We start from the raw sequence: 19,668 nt of genomic DNA on the forward strand, positions 1-19,668 counted from the left end.
CCCCGCGTGCCCGCGCCGACGCTGGACGAGGCTCCGCCGCTACGCCGTCGCGCGGGCCTCTTCGCTCCTACGACGCTCACGCGCCGTCGCGCGCCTCGGCTTCGTGCAGGCCGATCCGCTCCGCGCCCCGGCCCGCGCCCAAGACCTGATCCTCCGCCCGCGCGTGGAGGGCTACCGCGCGGAGGGGACCTCGACCGGCGCTCCACCAGGTCGCCTATCGAGGAGGATTTCCTCATCAACTACGGCTACTTGCACCGCAAGACCCAGGCGCTCATGCACCCGCGCGAGCCGAGGCGACCGTGGGACGAGGCGCGCCAAGAGCGCGCGCGGGAGGTGCTCGCGTTCGTCCGTGACCGCGGCGTCGTCCACCCCCGTGAGGTGGACGCGCGCTTCGCCCATGGCAAGATCAAGAGCTGGTTCGGCGGGACCTCCAACGCGAGCACGGAGCTCCTGGACGGCATGCACTACGTGGGGCTCCTGCGCGTGGCCCGGCGCGAGGGGACGACGCGGCTCTACGCGGCGCGCGAGCGCGCGCACGCGCCCGCGCGCGACGGCGGCGCCACGTTCGACGCTCTGCTCGACCTGGTCGTGCGCACCTACGCGCCGCTGCCGGCCTCCACATTGATGCAGCTTGCACGCTTCTTGTGCGGAGGGGTGCCGCAGTGGCGGGCCCACCGGGCCGCGGCGGTGCAGCGCGCCCGGGCTCGCCTCGCCTCCGCCGAGGTCGAGGGCGCGATCTGGTACTGGCCCGCGGACGAGCGCGTGAAGGCGTCCGAGCGTGACGACGTCGAGGAGCGCGTGTGGCTCCTCGCGCCCTTCGATCCCGTCGTGTGGGACCGCGCGCGCTTCGAGCGCTTCTGGGGCTGGTCCTACCGCTTCGAGGCCTACACCCCCGCGAAGGACCGCCTGCGAGGTCACTACGCGCTCCCGCTCCTGTGGCGAGACCGCGTGATCGGCTGGGCCAACCTGGCGGTCACCGGAGGGCGTCTCGTCCCCGACGTCGGCTTCGTGGGCGCACGCCCCCTCGAGCGCGGCGTTTCGCGCCGCTCTGGATGACGAGCTCCATCGCATGCGCGCCTTCCTCGGCCTCGGGTGACGGGGCTGACGCGCGCGAACGGGGGATCGTCGAGGAGTCAGAGCTCCGTGCGGATCTTGCGACCTGGCTTCGCGCTGGCCGACGGAGCCGCTGGAAGCGGAGTGACCGCGACCAGCGTGGCCGCGGCGGGGCCCGCTTGGTCGCCGCCGCGTGCGCAGCGGCCGGGGGCTTCGGGGTGGCCGTGCAGCGACCGTGAGAGCCAGCGCACCAACGCGAAGAGCCCGAAGACACCAGCGACGAGCAGCACGACGACGACCAACACAGTTCCCATGGGGCGGCGAGTGTAGGTCCTTCCCCCGTGAGGGGCTCGTCCGCGAGCAGGATGTCTGGTGATGCCTGGTATCAGCGCTCGCCGTGTGGAGGAGTCACCGGCGCCTGGGCGTTCGCGCGCCGACGATGCCGATGCCGATGCCTCCGGCCAGGACGAGAGCCACCGAAGCGCACGCCATCGCTGCACCTGGAAGCGGCATCTGCCCCTTCCGCCAGTCGAAGATGGGAAAATCCCACAAGAGAGGTGGAAGCACCGCTTCGATGGCCCCGACGGCACCGACGCACGCGCCGAGAGCGCAGCTCACGCGCGACCCGTTCCGCAGTCCCTTCCTGAGCAACTTCACGCTCGCGAAAGTCAGGGCGAGCCAGACGAGCCCGTACGCCGCGTGGAGAAGAGCGAGGATGACCAGGATTGCCCAGGCGGCTCTCTTCAAGCCTTCCTGGTCGACCACGCCCTCACAGGCAGAGAGGACGCCCACACACGCGAGCACGACACCCGCGCGAAGCAGCCCCCCGGGGTGGACATCCATGTCGTCGCCCACCCTAGCACACCGCTGGGTGGCCGCTGCGCGCCGAGGAGGCTTTCGAGCCGCACCCAGGTGCGGCTGCGCGTCCTGGTGCAGGGCGTCAGCGCCGACCTCACGCTGCGCAAGGGCACCGCCCGAAATGCGACGCGCGGGCAGGGGCTGGTAGCCTCCCGGCTCGGCGCCGAGCTCCGCCGCCGTCTTGACTCACATCCCCGTGCCGAGGAAGACGCGGACGGTCGTGCCGTTCTTCATGTGCACGTCGAGGTTCGACTGGCCGAGCAGGGTGCCAGTTCCGCTGGCCTGGTAGGCGTGGGCCAGCTTGGCCGGGTCGAGGCCGGTCATGTTGATGGTCGCCCCCGACAGGCCCGCCGCGAGCTGCGGGTCGACGAAGCGCTTGTACTCTGCACCTGCCCAGTTCAGCACCACCGACTCGACGCTCGCGATGTCACCCAGGTCCCGGATCTCGATGCGGTCGCTCGCCTGCACGTAGATGACCGGAGTGCCGTCTTGGGTCTTGGTCTGGGTCGCGGCTTCTTTGGTGAAGAGCTTCTGGCCCTTGGGAGTGGAGCGCTCGTCGTAGAAGGAGATGTCGCCCAGGTCGACCGTGAAGAGGTTGAAGGACTTGTGGAAGAACGAGGTGTCGACGTGCAGCGTGGGCGCGAGGTGCGGGAAGAGGCCGAGCTCGAAGGCGTTCGAGGCGTCGTAGGTCAGGCTCGCGGGGTACACGGTGAGGTCGGCCTCGTCTTTCACTCCGAACACCACGTCGCCCAGGTCCGCGCGCACGCTCGCCTTGAAGATCCAGGCCTTCACCTGCGCCTCGAGCCCGAGGGCGGCGGCGATGCCCGCTTCCACCTCGACGTGCGCGTTGCCCTGCGCCGAGCCCTCGACCGCGCCGAGCGAGGTGTAGGCGGTGGTCATGGCGAGGTCGCGGTCCACCGTGAACTTGCCGCCCACCGCGTAGGAGAAGCCGATTTTGCCGGGCTTGGTGGTGTCTTTGGCGCTGCCGAGCTCGACGCGTGGGGTCATCACCGTGACCGAGCCGTTGGCCTTCACCGAGAATTCGACCTTCACCGGCGCGTTCACCGCCACGTTGCCGAAGAGCGGGATGCCCCACTCGGCGACCGGCACCTCGAACATGGTCTTCTCGCACGTGCCCTCGAAGCTGCCGGCGAAACCGATTTGGCCGCCCACGCGCACGTGGGGGGTGAGGTCGAGGGCGATGCTCGGCTTGCCGCCGTTCCACTTCGCGTCGGCGACGAGCTTGGTCTCGGCGGTCGAGTAGAGCGCGCTCCAGTCGATCTTGCCCGCCGACTTCGAGGTCTCGCAGGTGAGCGCCTCGCCGAGCGGCTCGCCGGGCTGCGGGTAGGCCACCAGGTGCCGCACCGCCTGCTTCTCGGCCTCGGCGAACGTCGCGTCCGAAGCCATCACCTTGCGGCCATCGGCGAGCACCACGCCCACGGTGACCGGGGCGGTCGCGCTCAGGCTCGCGCCCGCCTTGGTGAAGGAGAGCGCGCCGCTCTCGACCGCGCTCGCGTCGTGCAGCGGGCTCGAGGTGAGCACGCCGCCGAAGTCGACGTAGCTCGCGAAGTCGGCCTGCGAGACCGCCGCGCCAATCGAGACCTCGTACGCGCCGCCCGGGGTGCCGCTGCCGGTCATGTCGCCGCGCACCGTGGTGACGAGCAGGTCTTTCTTGGGGAAGTAGATGGCGCGGACGCCGCTCGGGCCCGTGCCGACCGCGTCGATCGCGGCCTGGGCAAAGCGGCGGTAGGTGTCCTGGCTCGCGAAGGTCATCGCGCCGACGCGGTCGGTGGAGCCCGGGGTCGCCGCGTAGAGCGCCGCGAGGGCGGCGTCGTTCGTGCCGTTGGCGAAGTCGGTCGCGAGCTGCTCGGGCACGCCGTAGGTGCCAAGCTGGAGGGCCGAGGGCTCGAGCGCCTCGTCGTCGATGATGGCCGTGCCGGGCATCGGGAGGGCCGAGAGCACCATCACCTTCGCGGTGGCGTTGCCCGCGGCGTCGAAGGTGGTGAGGAAGGTGTTGCCGAGCTTGCCCGTGAGCGTCACCGCGAGCTCGGCGCCCGCCACCGTCGCTGTCGCGACGCTCGGATCGGACGAGACCACACCGCCCGCCGCCACCGCCGCCGGAGCCCCCGAGACGTTGCGGGCGAGGGCGATGGTGAGCGCCGCGTCGGTGCGCGGGTTGGCGACCACCGTGCCGCTCGAGCGGACGAAGACGGAGGGCCCGGCGGGCGCCTGGGACGCGAGCGCCTTCACGCCGAAGGACCGCTTGGGGCGGAGCGCGTCGCGGCGGGCGACGATCTCGTGGTCCTCGCCGACAACGACGCTGTGGCGCTTCGCCACGCGGGGGGTCTCGGCGGCCGAGGGCACCTCCGAGGCGTCGCCGGTCGGGGCGGAGCAGCCGATGACGCTGGAGAGGGCGGTGAAGGAGAGGGCGAGGAGGGCGGCGTTGAGCTTGTTCATGCTGCCCCCTATTGCGCGCGCCGTGCCAAGCACTTATCCCACGTAACCATTGAGAAAACCGACATCGGAGGCGCCGAAAATCGTACCGGTACAGGTGCTCCGGTACGGGCGCGTGTTCGCCGTGCCTGCGTCGTGGTCGCCGCGCCGCGCCGACGCGCGCGGGCGTGGTGGCGGCCCTGGCTCACGCGTCGAACCTGGTGCACTCTGGCGCCGTGCAACGAACCTCCTGGCTGGCGCCGAGTCTCTCGCTCGTCTTGCTGAGCGCGTGCAGCTCTGAATCCCCGAGCTCGGTGCCTGACGCGGGGCCGGCGGCGATCGCGCGGGTGATCGTCAGCTCGGAGATTCGCCCCGGTTCGAACGCGCAGGCCGCCTGCCAGATTTCGCCCCGCGAGTGGCTCACGATTGGCAACTTCGGCGGCCCGGGCACCGGGCCTCGTCCGGTCGACCACGGCTCCGCCGAGGGCGGGGGCGCGGTGTCGGTGGCGTGCAGCGTGGTGGCCGAGGGGAGCGACTTCCGCGTGAGCGGCTCGGCTGCGCTCACTGGCCCGCGCGGCGGCACGGTGACCGTGAGCGGACGCTTCACCGCCACGCCGGTCCCGCAGCCCAACGTGGCGATGACCTTCGTCAACGCCGACTTGGGTCGGTTCGAACAGCGGGACTGCGAGGCCACCTACGACGTGGCCCCGAAGGCCGGCGTGGCCCCCGGGCGCATCTGGATGGGCGTGCGCTGCCCGAGGGCCGTCAGCACGGACAACGGCGTGAAGACTTGCGAGACCGAGGCCCAGATCCGATTCGAGAACTGCGCCCAGCAGTAGCCGCGATGCGCGCGCGAGCACGCGACGTCGGATCCACGGCCACCGTTCGGTCGGAGGCAATCCAAGGATCCGCGGATAGAGCCGTAGCTGCGTGCCAGCTCACGGAACGAACGAGAAGTCTCCCTCGAGGCGCGCGAACGGGGATCGTCGAGGGAGTCAGAGCTCCGTGCGGATCTTGCGACCCGGCTTCGCGCTGGCCGACGGAGCCGCTGGAGGCGGAGTGACCGCGACCGGCGTGGCCGCGGCGGGGCCCGGCTTGGTCGCCGCCGCGTGCGCAGCGGCCGGGGGCTTCGGGGTGGCCGGAGCGGCGGAGACCTCGGCCGAGGGCGCGCCCGTGGCCGCGGCGGACGCGCGGCGGACGCGGCGGACGCGGCGGACGCGGCGGACGCGGCGGACGCGAGCTGGGGCGGCGCCTCACTGGGCTTCGGGGCGGCGCTGGGCACCGACGGGCCGGCGCTCGGCGGCGGCGCGGTGGCCCCACTCGCCGTCGTGCGCTGCACGCCGACGGCCACGAGCGCGAGCGCGAGCGCCGCGGCGACCCCCGCGACCGCGAGCCGGGGACCGCGCCTCGCGCCTGCCGGGGGCTGCGAAGGCGCCGGCGTGTGCACGCTCGGCGGGGCCGTGGTGAGCTCCGGCTGCGAGCCCGGGCTCGCGATCGTGGCGGCCGAGGCCGCTGGCGCGAGGGAGGCCGCGAGGGCGCTCACCTCGCCGCTGACCTTCTTCTCCCAGGCGCTGCCGGTGTTGGCGGCGGCGGCGGCGGCGACGACGGGTCCGGAGCCGGACGCGCTCAGCGGCTGCGGGGTGATCGCGGCGGTGGCCGACGGCACCACCACGTTGGGGTACGAGCCCGATCCGCCGAGGACGAGGCCGTCGAGGTGCGCGGCGGCCGGCGGCAGGAGCTCCATGGGGTGCTCCGCGAGGAGCCACGCCTCGATGGCGTCGCGGAGCTCCCGGGCGGTCTGGTAGCGATCGTCGGGCGCCTTGGCCATCGCCTTCTCGACGATCGGCACGAAGCTGTGATCGGCAGGCTCCACGCGCGGCAGCAGCGGGATCGGCGGCTCGATGGCGGTCTTGAAGAGGAGCTGGGGGATGTTCGCCGCCTCGAAGCAGTGGTCGCCGGCGAGCGCCCTGTAAAGAATGACGCCGACGCAGTAGAGGTCGGAGCGGCCGTCGAGATCGCCGACGCCCCGCGACTGCTCCGGGGACATGTAGAGCGGCGTGCCCATGAGCGTTCCCGTCGCGGTCTGCGCCTCGTCGCCGTCGAGCTGGGTCTGGAACTTGGAGATGCCGAAGTCAAGAATCTTGACTACTTCGCGCCCCTCGCCCGTCGTGCGGAGGCTGGGCGACGTGAGGAAGATGTTGGCGGGCTTGAGGTCGCGGTGGACGATGCCGGCGCCGTGCATCGCCGAGAGCCCGTCGAGCAGCTGGAGGGCGATGAGCGCGATCTCGGACGCGGGCATGCGCACGCGCGCGGTGATGCGGTCGTCGAGCGACTCGCCGACGAGGTACTCCATGACCAGGTACGAGCTGCCGTCGGGGAGATCGCCGAGGTCGAGCACGTCGCAGATGTTCGCCGAGCCGATCTTGGCGGCGACCCGGGCCTCGCGCGCGAAGCGGCGGCGCAGGTCGGGCACCTTGGAGGCCTCGCCGTGCATCACCTTGATCGCCACGCGGCGACCGATGCGCACGTTCACGCCTTCGTACACGGCGCCCATGCCGCCCGCGCCGATGGTGCGCACGATGCGGTACTTGTCCTCGACTACGTCGCCCGGCTCGAAGCTCACGTTTCCCTCGCGGGAGCGAGTGTACACCAACGCGACGCGTCGCGCCCGCTCGGCGGCAGCCGACGCCGCGCCGCAACGCTCAGGGCCGCGGGAGGGCCTCGGTCGTCTTCGTGGCTTGGTCTTTCGTCGGGTCGAACGTGAGCTTGAGCCCCGCGAGCTCGCTCGCGCGCTCGAAGCGGTAGCCCTCGAGCCCCCCCGCGGCGGGGGTGCCGTCGTCGAGGGTGACCAGCACCGAGTAGCGCGTGCCCGCCCCCGGATCGACGATGCCGGGGAGGCGCAGCGTGAAGGCGTCTTGGGTGATCTTCGTGGCGCGGAGCACGCCCACGAGCTGCTTCGAGTTCGCGTCGGAGATGCTCACCTGCGCGCGCCTCCCGAGCTGGCCCCGCATGCCCGAGAAGCTGACCTCCGCCGGGCCGCCGATCTCCTTGCCCTCCACCGGGACGAACGCCGTGTTGTGCTCGAACTCGATCTTCACCAGGTTGCTGGCCGGGTCCTTCGGGACGAACGGGTCGACGTCGACGAACCAGCTGTGATCGAACGGCAGCGGCGCCTGGTCGAACGCCCCGGAGTTGTTGTGGTCGGCCCAGAAGACGAGGCGGAGCCCGCCGGTCTTGGGGAGCGACGAGGGCAGGTTGAACGTCGCGTCCCGCCCCCCGAGCGGCGACGCGCGGAGCATCGCGATGATGTTCTTCTGCCTGTCGACGACGCGGAGCTCGAAGGTCTCGTCGACGTGCGAGTCGGCCCCCGTGATCGTGAAGCTCAGGTCGAAGAACTTGGACGTGTTGGGCGGCGTCTCGCGGAAGCGATCGACGTCGGTGGCGAGAAAGCAACCGGGCACGGCGAGGGCCGCGAGACCGAACGCCGCCGCGGTGGAAGCCGCGCGTAACATGCTGAGCTTCTTGTTTTTTTCGGCGCGCATCAGAAGCTCACCTTCGCGGTCGCGGAGCACCCGGTGGGTCCGCAGGCGGCAGCGAGCGCGGGCGCCCCGAGCGCGCCTCGCTCTCGTGGTTTCGGGCTGGGTGCGAGCAGCGCCCAGGTGATCCCGCCGGCGACGAGGACGCCGCCGCCGATGAGGAGGACGTCGGTCACGCCAATGAAGGTCTTGGCCGACGAGCGCGCGCCAGCGAGGTCGAACGTGGCAGGGCACAGGTCGCTCGGGCACTGGCTCGCGATGTCGCTCTCCTTGCCGAGCGCGACGATCCCGGTGACGGCGCCGGCCGCCATGACCGCGGCGCCCGCGCCGGCGATCACCCAGGGCACGCGGCTCGGGGAGGGCTCCTCCGCAGGACTCGGCTCCCGGGGAGTGGGCGGCGGGACCGGGGCCACGACCGCGCTCGCGCGGGGCTTCAGCGTGAGCGAGCGGGTCTCCTTCGAGCCCGAGAGCGCCTCCATTTCCCACGGTTCGTCCTGAAACCCCGGCGCGCGCGCGGTGAGCACGTGGTGCCCCGAGCGGAGGCCGACGACGAGCTTGTGGTCGGCGGGCAGGACGTACGCGTTGGTGACGCGCTCGCCTTTCACGGGGGTGCGCACGTCGGTCACGATGACCTTCGTGCCCGCGGGCGCGCCGGTCACGGTGAGCTGCACCGCGACGACGCCGACGCTGAGGGTCTGCAGGTCGCGGACGATCTGCGCGCGCTCCTCGGCCCCGAGGTCGGTGACCTCGCGCAGGTAGCGCGTGTAGGCCTCGATGGCCTCGCCGTCGCGCTCGAGCTTCATGGCGCAAAAACCCATGTTTCCAAGGATTTTTGGCGACAGGCTCATCTCGTAGGCGGCCTTGAACTCGCGGTAGGCCTCTTCGACGCGCTCGCCGTCCGGGTCCTGCAGGAGCGAAACACCGGCCTTGAAATGGGCGCGGGCCTGGTCGCTGATCGGCGCCTCCTCGGCGCGCGCGAGGGGCGCACAGAGGACCGCACCCGCGAGGAGGGCGAGGCCGACCGCGCGGGCGAGCGTACGGGGGAGAGCGATCATTCCGGGTAGCCTAGTTCACCGCGAGACCCGCGAGAAGGTGCACGCCGATCCCTCGCCTTCGGCTCAGGCTCAGCGTTGACCTGCGTTCGCCCCCGCGAGGCTCACTTGCGCACCTCCTCGCGCGGGACGCGGCGTGACTCGAGGTGGCCGCGGCGGCGGAGCTTGACCACGACGTCGTCGCCGAGCGGGCCCGAGAGCCGCGCGCGAGCCTCGGCGATCGTGTGGACGGGCGCGCCCGCGATCTCGACCAGGATGTCTCCCGGCTCGAGCCCCGCGCGCTCGGCGGCGCTGCCCTCGACGACCGAGGCGATGCCGACCTCGTGGCTCGCGGTGATCTCGCCGAGCGTCACGGCCACGCCGCCCGCGCCGCGCGGCTCGCTCGCGCCCGCGCCCTCGCCGTCGAGCACGAGGCGAACGTCGCGCGTGGTGCGCCCCGGCACGACGCGCACAGCCCCGCGCCCACGCCCACGCCCCGACGCGTAGGCCTCGAGCGAGAGGAGCCCCTGGGGCAGCTCCGCGAGCGTGAACCTCCCGCGCGCGTCGGCCACCGCGAGCCCTGGCGGCGGAGGGCCGGCGAGGAGCACCACGGGGACCGCGTCCTTCGCCACGCGCGCGCCGGGCACGGGATCGCCGCGGCCGTCGACCACGAGCCCCTCCACGAGGCCCTCTTCGTCGAGCTCGACGCGCGGCAGCGTGGTGGCTCGGCGCCCGCCCGACTCCTGCACCCGGGCCTCGAGCGTCTTCGGCGCGAAACCGGCCGCGCGCACGCGCACACGCACGGGGCCAGGGGGTACGTCGCGGATCGTAAACTCTCCTTCCTTGTCGGTGCGCCCGCGGTGGGCGCCGTCCTCCGCGTACACCGTGATTTCGGCGTCGTGGAGGCGATCGCGGCGCGCGGACCGGACCTCGCCGGTGAGCGACTCGCTCGCGGCCAGCTCCACGCGCAGCTCTGTGGCGTCCGCGGCGAGCTCGAGGGAGCGCGCGGCGAAGCGCGGCGCGCGGATCTCGACGTGCAGCGCGAGCCCCTTCGCGCCCGCGAGCTTCGCCTCCCCGCGGCGCGAGGTGAACACGGTCGCGCGGAGCGGCACGTTCGGCTCGAGCGACGCGACGGTGATCTGCGCCCCGTCCACGCCCGATCCGCGCGCGTCGAGCACGCGGGCGGGCAGGTCGTCGCGGGGATCGGGGAGCACGATGCGCACGCTCGCGCGGCCGCCCTCGGGCACGCGGGCCTCTGCGCGGGTGGGGGCGCCGGCCTGGCCCGCGGGGCGCTCCACGAGGAGCGTGAGCTCCTCGGGCATGGCGGCGAAGGCGAACGCGCCGTCACGATCGGCCCGCGTCATGCGCTCGAAGGTGCCGCGCGTGGCCATCGCGGTGATCTCGGCGCCCTCCACCGGCCGATCGTGGGCGTCGACCACGCGGCCCTCGAGCAGGCCGCCCGCGCGCATCACGATCTTCACCTCCGCCGTGCCGCCGGGCGCGAGGTCCACGAGCTCGCTCGCGCCCTCCACGTACTGGGCGTGCCGCACGAGCGCGCGGACGCGCCCCGGCGTGACGGGCCGCGCGCGGAACGACCCGTCGCGCCCGGTGAGCCAGCCCTCGCTGGGCGCGCCGCTCGGCGAGCCGCCTGTGGCTCCGAGCGGGGGCGCGCTGGCCGTCGCGCCGCGGGGGATGTCGGGGAGCGGGCCGGGCATCACCCCGAGCTCGCCGGCGGGCACGAGCGGGCGCGGGCCTGCGAGGGCGCGATCGAAGCGGGCGTCGCGCGCGCGCGCCACGCGCGGATCGTCGGCGACGGGCATGCCGCGGAGATCGGTGCCCACGATCTCGATGCGCGCGCCGTCGACGGGGAACCCTCGCCCGTCGACGACGCGCCCGACGATCGTGCCGGCGCGCGGCAGCACGACGACGAGCGGACCAGGCGTGTCCGGCACGGCCACGGTGACCGACACGAAGTCGTCGCGGCTCACCGTCACGCTGGCCCCGCCGTGCGGGATGGGACCGAGCGTCACCGCGCCGCTCTTGCCGGTCACCCCCTCGACCGGAAACGCCGAGAGGCCCGACTCCGCGAGGGCCACGCGCGCGCCCACGAGCGGCGTCGCGGGGTCGGACTCGCCGTCGAGCACTCGCACCTCCACCGACATTCCCTGCGAGAGCCGGAGCGTGAGCTCGCGCTCCTGCCCCTGCGTGAGCGTCACCGCGAGCTCGGTGGCCGAGGTGAGGCCGCCCGCGACCGCCCGGAGCGAGTAGGTCGCCGCCGACAGGCCGCCGATGCGCACCTTGCCCTCGGGGTCGGTGTCCGCGCGGCGTGAGGGCCAGAGGACCGCCGAGGTGATCTCGACCGTGGCGGCGGTGGGGGTCCCCTGCGGCCCGAGCACAGTGACCTGCAGCGCGCCGAGCTTCTTCAGGACGACGCGCAGCGGCTTCTCGTCGGTCGGGTGGCGCACCTCTACGGGGTCGTACCCCGGGTGGCTCACGGCGACCACGTACGGCCCCTCAGTGAGGCGCGTGACGAGCGCGCGGCCGGCGTCGTCCGAGCGCGCGCCCACGGGGAACGGATCGCCCGCGGAGACCTCGAGCGACGCCGCGCTCACCGGAGCGCCGGCCTCGTCGACGACGTCGACGTCGAGGACCCGCTGCGGCGGCGTGTCGAGCGCGAGCGAGCGCTCCCCGCTCACGAGCATGACCATGCGCGACACGCGCGCGAAGCCCGCGGCGTCGACCACGATCCAGTGCTCGCCGGGCGGGAGATCGGCGAGCCGCGCGTGGCCCGCTGGCGCGGGACGATCGGCCGCGAGGTAGGCGCGCCCCTCGAGCATCGTGAACGCGCGCACCCGGGCGCCCGCGAGCGCGGGCCCGGGCACGCCGTCCGGGCCGCGCTGATGGACGTCGACCTCGAGCACCGCGCTGCGGTCGCCCACGTCGGCTGGCAGCGGCGGCGCCTCGAGCTCGGGCGCGAGCGGTCGCAGGGACGCGCCGGGGATCGCGGCGAGCGCGAGCAGCGCGACCAGGTGGCCGAGCCGAGACGCGGCCCACGCCCACGCGAGCCACGCGAGGCTCGCGAGCCTCGCGCCTCGCGACACCGAGCCCGGCCCCGGAGGCGCGGCGGGGCTCGCGGGGGGCGGGTCGTTCGGCGTGGGGGGCATTCGAGGGGGGGGCAAGAAGCGGACGGGGATTATTCCCCCAGTCGACGGGCACCGCCAAGGCCTCGTGCTAGCCTCATCGCGTGGGCGCTGGGATTTTACGCGGAGCGGTTCGTGTGGGCGCCGCCGCGATCGCCGCGGGCGCGCTGGGCCTCGCCTCGCTTGGCGGGTGCGGCTCCGACCCCTTGCCCTACGGTCGAGGCGGCATCGGCGGCGGAGGGGCCGTGGCCGCCGGAGACGCCGCGGGCAGCTTCGGCTTCGACGGGTCGTCGCTCGCGCCTCCTGGGTGTGGAGTGGGCCCGGACGGCGGCGTGTGCGACTGCATCGACTCGCCGCTCCTCGTCGACCCTCCCAATTTCTATTTCGTGCTCGATCGCTCCGGCTCCATGGTGGACGAGGACAAGTGGATGACCGTCCGCACGGCGGTGATCGAGCTCATGACGGCGATAGGTCCCCGCGCGAGCTTCGGGGCCACGGCCTTCCCCGGCCAGGCGGGAGGGTGCGCGCCGGGCACCGAGGTGATGTCGCTGCGGCGGGGCGACTCCCCGAGCGGGGCCATCGGCCCCACCACGAAGACCCTCGCGGACGCGCTCTGGCGAGTGCCCTCCGGCGGCACCCCCACGGCGGGCACGCTCGCCGCCCTGGCCGACCGCCTCCCCAAGGTCGCCGGGAAGACCTACGTCATCCTCGCGACCGACGGCGGCCCCAACTGCGGGCAGCAGAGCTGCGGCGCCGACGCCTGCATCCTCAACATCGAGCGCATCAACGGCTGCACGCCCACGGGCGCGCCGTGCTGCGCCGACTCGCCGTCCCTGTGCCTCGACTCGGACGCCACCGTCGCGGCGGTCGCGAAGCTCAAGGCGGGCGGAGTGCCCACGTTCGTGATCGGCGTCCCGGGGAGCCAGGCCTACGCGCCGCTGCTGGATCGCCTCGCGATCACCGGCGGCACGCGTCAGCCAACCGGCAGCACGGCCTATTACCGCGTCGACAAGGCCGACAAGGCCGACCTCACCGCGGCCCTCCGCCAGGTGGCGGCGCGCATCGTCGCCACGTGCACCTACGAGCTGAAGGAGGCGCCGCCGGACTCGAACCGCGTGAACGTGTACCTCGACGAGGTCGCCGTGCCCAAGTCCGGCTGGACCCTCAGCGGCAAGACGGTGACCCTCATCGGCGACACCTGCGCGCGGGTGATGCGCGGCGACGTGATGGACGTGCGGATCATCCTCGGGTGCCCGACCATCGAGGCGCGGTAGCGTCAGCGGCGAGGCTCACGGCTCGAGCAGGCTCCGCAGCTCGCGCTCGGTGAGCTTGGCGGCGCGATCGGTGTCCTCGAGGAGCGCGTCGGCGAGATCGCGCTTCTCGCTCGCGGTGGAGCTCCACGATGCGGGCCTCGATGGTGCCTGCGGTCACGAGGCGATACACCGTGACCGGTCGTGTCTGGCCGATGCGGTGGGCGCGGTCTGTGGCCTGGGACTCGACGGCGGGGTTCCACCACGGATCGAGGTGGATGACGTAGTCGGCCGAGGTGAGGTTGAGCCCGAAGCCGCCGGCCTTCAGGCTGATGAGGAAGACGTCGTCGTCGCCTCCTTGGAACGCGTCGACCGCCGCCGTCCGCTGCTTCATGGAGGTCGCGCCGTCGAGGTACTGGTAGGTGATGTCGCTCGCGTCGAGGAGCGGCTTCACCAGCGCGAGCACGTCGGTGAACTGACTGAACACCAGCACGCGGTGGCGGCCCGCGACGAGCTCGCGGACGAGCTCGAGGAAGCTCTCGAGCTTGGCGCTCGTGAGGTTCGCCGCGGGCGCGACGAGCTGCGGGTGGCAGCAGAGGCGACGGAGACGCGTGAGCTCTGCAAATATTTGGACGCGCGCCTGAGCGCTCCCGCTCGCGGCGGCGCCTAGCTTCGCGATCGCGGCCTCACGGACCGAGTCGTAGAGCTTGGCCTCGCCGGGGCTCAGGAGGACCGTGCGCTGAATTTCGGTGATGGGAGGCAGATCGTCGAGCACCTGGGCCTTGGTGCGGCGCAGCACGAAGGGCTGGAGGAGGCGCCGATGCGCGCGGCTGCCGCCGGACGCGCCGGGCGCACCCGACGCGCCGGCCGGCCCCGCGGCGATGCGCGCGCTGAACGACTTCCAGGTGCCGAGCAGGCCCGGGTTCAGGAAATGGAACAAGCTGAAGAGATCGCCCGCGTGGTTCTCCACCGGGGTGCCGGTCGCGATGACGCGCGCTCTGGCCTTCAGGCCGAACGCGGCCTTCGCGCGCAGGGTCTCGGGGTTCTTGATGAGCTGGGCCTCGTCGAGGATGACGGTGCCCCACTCGACGCGCTGGAGCGCCTCGGCGTCTTGCTGGAGGATGGCGTAGCTCGTGACCACGACCTCGCGGCGACCGAGGCCACGCAGCGCGTCCGCTCGGTCGGGGCCCCACAGGGCCCGCACGGCGAGCGACGGGGCGAAGCGCGCGAGCTCGCGTCGCCAGCCCTCGCAGACCGACGTGGGCGCGACGACGAGGGCGGGGCCCGCCGACGCGCGGTCGAGCCGATGCACGAGGAGCGCGATGAGCTGCACGGTCTTCCCGAGGCCCATGTCGTCGGCCAGGCACGCGCCGAGCTCGAGCTCCGCGAGGCGCGCGAGCCAGCGAAACCCCTCGAGCTGGTAGTCGCGGAGGGTGCCGTCGAAGCGCTTCGGGAGCGCGGGGGCCTTTCGGAAGGCGAGGGTGAAGCGCTCCCGCCAGTCCGCGGACCGCTCGTCGAGCGCGAGGCCGGTGCCCTCCTGCGTGAGGCTGTCGAGCACCGAGATCGCCGACGGCGGCACGAGGACGGCGGGGCCGGTGGAGGGAGCGCGCGCGGCGGCGAGGCCGTCGAGCACCTCGCGGAGCTCTTGCTCGAGCTCGATGTACTCGCCGGAGGCGAGCTGCACGAACCGCCCGGGGTGCTCGGCGAGCAGCTCGAGGAGCTGCGAGATCTCGAGCGACAGATCGCCGTCGACGGCGAGCGAGCCCTCGAGCTCGAAGGCCCCGATGGTGTGACGGAGCTTCCCGCGGAGCGCGCGCCGGCCGACACGGCCGCGGAGGCGGAGGGGCGCGCCGTACGGCCACTCGACGGTGATGGTGTCGCCGAGCCCGCGCAGGGTCGAGACGAGCTCGAGGCACGCGGGAGGGTCGGCCAGAAACCAGGTGCCCGTCTCGCTCGCGGCCAGGGCGGGGCACGCGGCCAAGGCGTCTGCCGCGAGGCGGAGCTCGAGCGCGAGATCGCGTGCAGTCTGCACGGTCTCGCCGTCCACGTGTCCGAGCAGCGTGGGCGCGCCGCGACCGGGGGCGACGACGGGGCCGAACGCGCCGAGGGGGCGCACGAAGAGCGAGACCGAGAGGCCTCCCTTGTTCGGGACGAGGTGAAACAGCGGGCGCGGATCGGCCGGCACGGCCTTCGAGCGGAGCGGCTCGGAGGACTCGACGGGGACCACGGACCCGAGGCGATCGAGCAGCGCGAGGAGGCGGTCCTTGCCGCGCGCCGGGACGGTCAGCCCCTCGCCGACCGCTTCGAGGATGCCCGTGAGCCGCGTGTCGACCTGAAGGACGACGAGCTCGCCCCCCCACTCGCGGACGTTGACGCCCTCGCGCAGGCCCGGGGGATCGACGGCGAGGGTCAGGTCGGCGACGCGCGGCGTCATGCTCACGCGGAGCTCGCCGCGGACGACGGGACACGGCGTCTCGGAGGACTCGCGGAACACGCGCGGGTGGCCGACGAGGGCGAGCCACGCCTCCGGGGCCATGAAGTGGTAGACGCTCGGATAGCCTCGGAACACCTCGCGCTCTTCGCGCGCGAACGCCGCGACGCGCAGGTCCTCGGGCGGCAGCGCGAGGGTCGTCTCGGTCTTTCCGAGCAGGTGCTTGATGGCGAGCTTTCGTCCGGCGGTCCACTTGCCGTCGGCGCCGCGCTTCTGAAGGTACGGCTCGAGGGTGTGATGCGCGCCGACCACCCGCCAGAGGACCCGCGCCCCCGCCCCGACGCGCGTCGCCTCGGCGCGCGTCCCGACGACCTTCTCGGCGAGCACCTCCAGGCGATCGAGGGCGCGCTCCCAGGGCGCTTGCGAGGCCTCCGCGCCGAACAGGCTCGGCCCCGCCGTCTCGGGTGGCTTCGGGGGGACCTGGGCCGCGGGGACGAGATCGCGCGTCGACGCGTTCAGCAGCGCGTAGAGGGCCCAGGCGGCGAGGTGGCACTGCTCGGCGACCCACGCGTAGCCGGCGGCCCCGAACGCCTTGCAGCCTCTCATCGCGTCGACCACCGCCTGGACGGCGACGTAGGAGTCGAGGGTCACCTCCTCGCGCACGCGGAGGGCCATCCAGAGCGCCGTGAGCGCGTCGGCCTCGACGTCGCGGGCGAAGCGAACGGGGGTCGCGAGGGCCTCGGAGCCCTTGACGAGGATCGACTGGAACACGCGGAACGTCTGCTGGAGCGGGGCGCCGTTGCGCGCCCCGAGGGCGACGAGGCGCGCGGCGCGCTCCGAGGCGGGGGACTTGTAGCGGAGGGCGACGGCGGAGAGCGCGGCGAGCACGCCCAGGTGGTTCGTGCGTTTCAGCTCCGGGCTCGCGGTCGCCTCCGCCGTGGCGTCGCCGTAGCGGCCCTCGACCACGGCGAGCGCCGCGCGGATCAAGGGAGCCAAGGTGGGCGCTCGTGCGGCGACGGGCCGCGCGAGGAGCCGGCGGAGGACCTCGAGGTCGCCGCGGAGGACGGCGACGCCCGCGAAGGCCGCGGCGGCCACGTCGCTGGCCGCGTCGAGGAGCGCGAGATCGGCGGCGACGGCCCGGTAGACGCCGTCGTGGGCGGCGCCCTGCTCGAGCCGCGTCAGGGCGAGCTCGACGAGGCGCGCCGCGAGGGGCGCGGGCAGCGAGCGGAACCACGCGGCGTCGAAGGGATCGTTCACCTCGAGCGCGAGGGTCCCCGCGCTCCGCGGCTGCTCCTTGTGGAGGGTGTCGAGGAGGGCCACCGCGTCGGGGCGCTTCTGGTGGATCGCGATGCGCGCGTCGAAGATGGGGTCCGGGTAGTACGGCACCGCGGTGCGCGTGAGGAGATCGAAGTCCACCTGCTTCGCGGTGCCGAGGCGAGACGTGGCCCACCGCAGGGCGACCGTGCGCAGCTCGGGGGGGAACGCGAAGGTCCCCTTGGGGGTCGCGCGAGCCAGCCCTCGCGCGACGAGCGACTCCACGAGAGGGCGCAGGGTGGTGGTCGAGAACGTTCGAGTGGGCGTCTCCCGGAGCCCCGCGTAGCGGGCCTGCTCGCACCAGCGCGAGATGTTCAGCGTGCCCGCCATGGCGAGGAGCGCGACGAGCACGGCGTCGTCGCGGGAGAAGGAGTGCGCGGCGGCCGCGAAGGTGTGCGCCGGATCGGGGGCGGTGGGGGCGGCGGTGGACATCGCGGGCCGGCGTATCGTGGGGTGAGGGGGAGCGCAAGGGGGGGCGCCGGCGACGCGGAGGCTCAGGTGTCGCCGGCGAGCTCGAACGCTCCCTCGTAGATCGCGTCGGCGGCCAGGGTGGCCCCGTTGGCGAGCACCACCGTCCCGCCCGCTTCGATGACGCGATAGCGCCATGAGCCGTCGGACTCGCGCCGATAGTGCTCGATCCGCACCGAGGCCTGCGCGAGGAGGAGGTAGTCGGTGAGGGACGCGAGGCCCTGGTAGGCCTCCCATTTGTCGCCCCGGTCATACGCTTGTGTGCTGCGGGACAGCACCTCCACGACGACGCTCGGGTTCGCGAGCACATCCGTCGTGCCGGGCTCTGTCTTCATGCCGCCGCACACCACCACAGCGTCCGCGTAGACGTAGCGCTCGCCCTCCTTGGCGGAGAGGCGCTGGTGGGACGAGAGCACGCGGCACGGCTTGCCGCGCAAGGCTGAGTAAAGCTCAACGATCGCGGCGGCCGAGAGGCCGTTGTGCCGAGGGCTGCCGCCGGCCATCGCGAACACTTCGCCGAGGTGAAATTCGTGCTTCGAGGGCTGGCCTCGCTCCCACGAGAGGTAGTCGGCCGCGCTCATGCGCAGAATGGATGCAGCTTCGCCCATTTCCGAGAGCGTAACCCCACGGCAAAGTCGCCACCAGCCCGCTCGCCCTCGCCCGCGGTCGCGGTCGCCTTCACGGAGCCCGATTTCGCGCGCCCAGGGCCCTGATCGGCCACCCGGAGCGCCCAAAATCGCGCCAGGAGGGACCGCAGTGGGCCCCAGGAGCCCTGATCGCCGACCGAGCGGCACCCTGACCGCGCCAGGCGCGCCCCGAGGGCGCACCCCGACCGCTGATCGCCTACCCGGCGGGATCGAGAGCGGGCCGGAAGTCCCCGACCGGCGAGCCGGTAGGGCGCGACGTGCGGGCGACGGAGCGGCGTCGCAGGCTCTCGAGGCTCCTACCCGAAGACCTCGTCCAGCGTCGCCGCGGTGAGCACGCGCTCGCCCCAGGCGTCGAGGGTCGGCACGTCCGCAGCTTCGAGGCGCGCGATCGCACCGGCGGGCAGCGGCCCGAAGCGAAGGGTGAGCAACTTTTGAAGCAAGCGCCGCTCTCCGCGCGCTTCCCCGCGCGCTTCTCCGCGAGCTTCTCCGCGCGCTTCCCCGCGCGCTTCCCCGCGCGCTTCTCCGCGAGCTTCTCCGCGAGCTTCCCCGCGCGCTTCCCCGCGCTGCATCAGGATCTCGCCTGCGGTCATGAGGGTCTCTTTCACGCGCTCCTCCTTCATCACGCCGGCGAGCTGTTGGAGGACGACCTCGGGCTCCCCGGGATGCACCATGATGACATATCGCCAGACAGTTCCCAGCGCGGCCGCGCCGTTGGGGGAGGCGAGGACCTCGAGGGCCACGTCCGACCAGGCGCCGAGCTCGCGGACGAACGCCTCCGGGGTGCGCGCGTGCCGCAGGCAGCCGAGGACCAAGCGGCCGAGGGCCGTCACGGCGCGCGCGCGGAGAGCGTCGTCGGTCTCCTGGGTGAGGTCGTCGAGCACGAAGCGCAGTTGGAGCAGGTGCTCGCCTGCGGCCGCCACGGATTCCTCGTCGAGGTCATAGAGGGCTGCGAGGCTGCGTGGTGCGCGCCACTCGCCCGCCCCGTGATAGAGCACGACCGGGATGATCGCGGGAAGCGTCACCGCCTCGGTTGCGGCGCGGGTGCGCTCCCGCAGCCACCGTTCCCAGATTCGAACGCTGTAGGCCGCGAGCCGGAAGGGCATGAGCGGGTGCGGCGTGCTCTGGTGCTCGTAGAGCACGTAGAGCAGCGCCCGGCGGCCCGACAGCGACACGCGATAGAGGAGATCCGTGTGCCGATCCTTGAGCTCGGCGTCCACGAAGCTGCCGGGGATGGTCTCGAGGGTGTCCCACGCGATGCGCGCCGACAGCGCTTCGGGCAGCGCCGCGCGGAGCGCCCCCTCCGCGTGGCGCGGATCGGAGAAGGTGGACTTGAAGAGGGCATCGTGGACGCTGAGTGGCATGGTGCGCGGGACGCGGAAGGCGACGACAGAGGCGCCGAGGAAGAGCACGCCGGGCCCTCGGCGCCGGTGTATTGGGCGATTGCAGGTCCTGGGCCCACGCGCGGGCGGCGAATTCCCGCGGGATCCGCTGGGACCGAGCGTCCTGG

The 19,668-nt window shown here is 73.1% G+C and carries 11 protein-coding genes and 1 pseudogene; 2 read left to right on the plus strand and 10 right to left on the minus strand.

Going from position 1 to position 19,668, the window contains the following annotated elements; translation table 11 throughout:
* The first annotated feature begins 6 nt into the window (after positions 1–6).
* Positions 7–1,096: pseudogene (locus IPQ09_25630) on the plus strand (YcaQ family DNA glycosylase).
* A gap of 37 nt (positions 1,097–1,133) precedes the next feature.
* Here the strand turns inward: IPQ09_25630 and IPQ09_25635 are convergent.
* The 7 genes from IPQ09_25635 to IPQ09_25665 all read right to left on the minus strand — a co-directional run bounded on the left by IPQ09_25635 (position 1,134) and on the right by IPQ09_25665 (position 12,075).
* The gene (locus IPQ09_25635; GenBank protein ID MBL0197535.1) at positions 1,134–1,367 is read right to left on the minus strand and encodes a hypothetical protein; all 234 of its coding nucleotides are present in this window, start codon (positions 1,365–1,367) and stop codon (positions 1,134–1,136) included.
* Positions 1,368–1,461: 94 nt separating this feature from the next.
* Positions 1,462–1,908 (minus strand): hypothetical protein, encoded by a 447-nt coding sequence (locus tag IPQ09_25640; GenBank protein MBL0197536.1) that lies wholly within the window; start codon positions 1,906–1,908, stop codon positions 1,462–1,464.
* A 189-nt stretch (positions 1,909–2,097) separates the two neighbouring features.
* On the minus strand, positions 2,098–4,368 hold the full coding sequence (locus IPQ09_25645; GenBank protein MBL0197537.1) for a hypothetical protein: 2,271 nt from the start codon (positions 4,366–4,368) through the stop codon (positions 2,098–2,100).
* A 670-nt stretch (positions 4,369–5,038) separates the two neighbouring features.
* Positions 5,039–6,967: a protein kinase gene (locus tag IPQ09_25650; protein MBL0197538.1), complete on the minus strand. Its 1,929-nt coding sequence runs from the start codon at positions 6,965–6,967 to the stop codon at positions 5,039–5,041.
* Between the two features lie 79 nt (positions 6,968–7,046).
* On the minus strand, positions 7,047–7,886 hold the full coding sequence (locus tag IPQ09_25655; GenBank protein ID MBL0197539.1) for a hypothetical protein: 840 nt from the start codon (positions 7,884–7,886) through the stop codon (positions 7,047–7,049).
* Positions 7,886–8,935 (minus strand): hypothetical protein, encoded by a 1,050-nt coding sequence (locus tag IPQ09_25660; GenBank protein MBL0197540.1) that lies wholly within the window; start codon positions 8,933–8,935, stop codon positions 7,886–7,888. The genes IPQ09_25655 and IPQ09_25660 overlap by 1 nt, the downstream gene beginning before the upstream one ends.
* 101 nt (positions 8,936–9,036) lie before the next feature.
* Positions 9,037–12,075, minus strand: a complete 3,039-nt coding sequence (locus tag IPQ09_25665) for a carboxypeptidase regulatory-like domain-containing protein (GenBank protein ID MBL0197541.1) — start codon at positions 12,073–12,075, stop codon at positions 9,037–9,039.
* 113 nt (positions 12,076–12,188) lie between these two features.
* Between IPQ09_25665 and IPQ09_25670 the strand changes: the two genes are divergently transcribed.
* Entirely contained in the window at positions 12,189–13,325 is a 1,137-nt protein-coding gene (locus IPQ09_25670) for a VWA domain-containing protein (GenBank protein ID MBL0197542.1), read from the plus strand.
* Here IPQ09_25670 and IPQ09_25675 read toward each other — a convergent pair.
* The 3 genes from IPQ09_25675 to IPQ09_25685 form a co-directional block, all read right to left on the minus strand.
* On the minus strand, positions 13,291–17,478 hold the full coding sequence (locus IPQ09_25675; protein ID MBL0197543.1) for a DEAD/DEAH box helicase: 4,188 nt from the start codon (positions 17,476–17,478) through the stop codon (positions 13,291–13,293). The genes IPQ09_25670 and IPQ09_25675 overlap by 35 nt on opposite strands.
* A gap of 62 nt (positions 17,479–17,540) precedes the next feature.
* On the minus strand, positions 17,541–18,122 hold the full coding sequence (locus IPQ09_25680; protein ID MBL0197544.1) for a Uma2 family endonuclease: 582 nt from the start codon (positions 18,120–18,122) through the stop codon (positions 17,541–17,543).
* 335 nt (positions 18,123–18,457) lie between these two features.
* Complete coding sequence (locus IPQ09_25685; GenBank protein ID MBL0197545.1) at positions 18,458–19,522, minus strand: Rpn family recombination-promoting nuclease/putative transposase; 1,065 nt, start codon at positions 19,520–19,522, stop codon at positions 18,458–18,460.
* Positions 19,523–19,668 lie beyond the last annotated feature (146 nt).

Source organism: Myxococcales bacterium, from assembly GCA_016720545.1.
GTDB lineage: Bacteria > Myxococcota_A > Polyangia > Polyangiales > Polyangiaceae > JAAFHV01.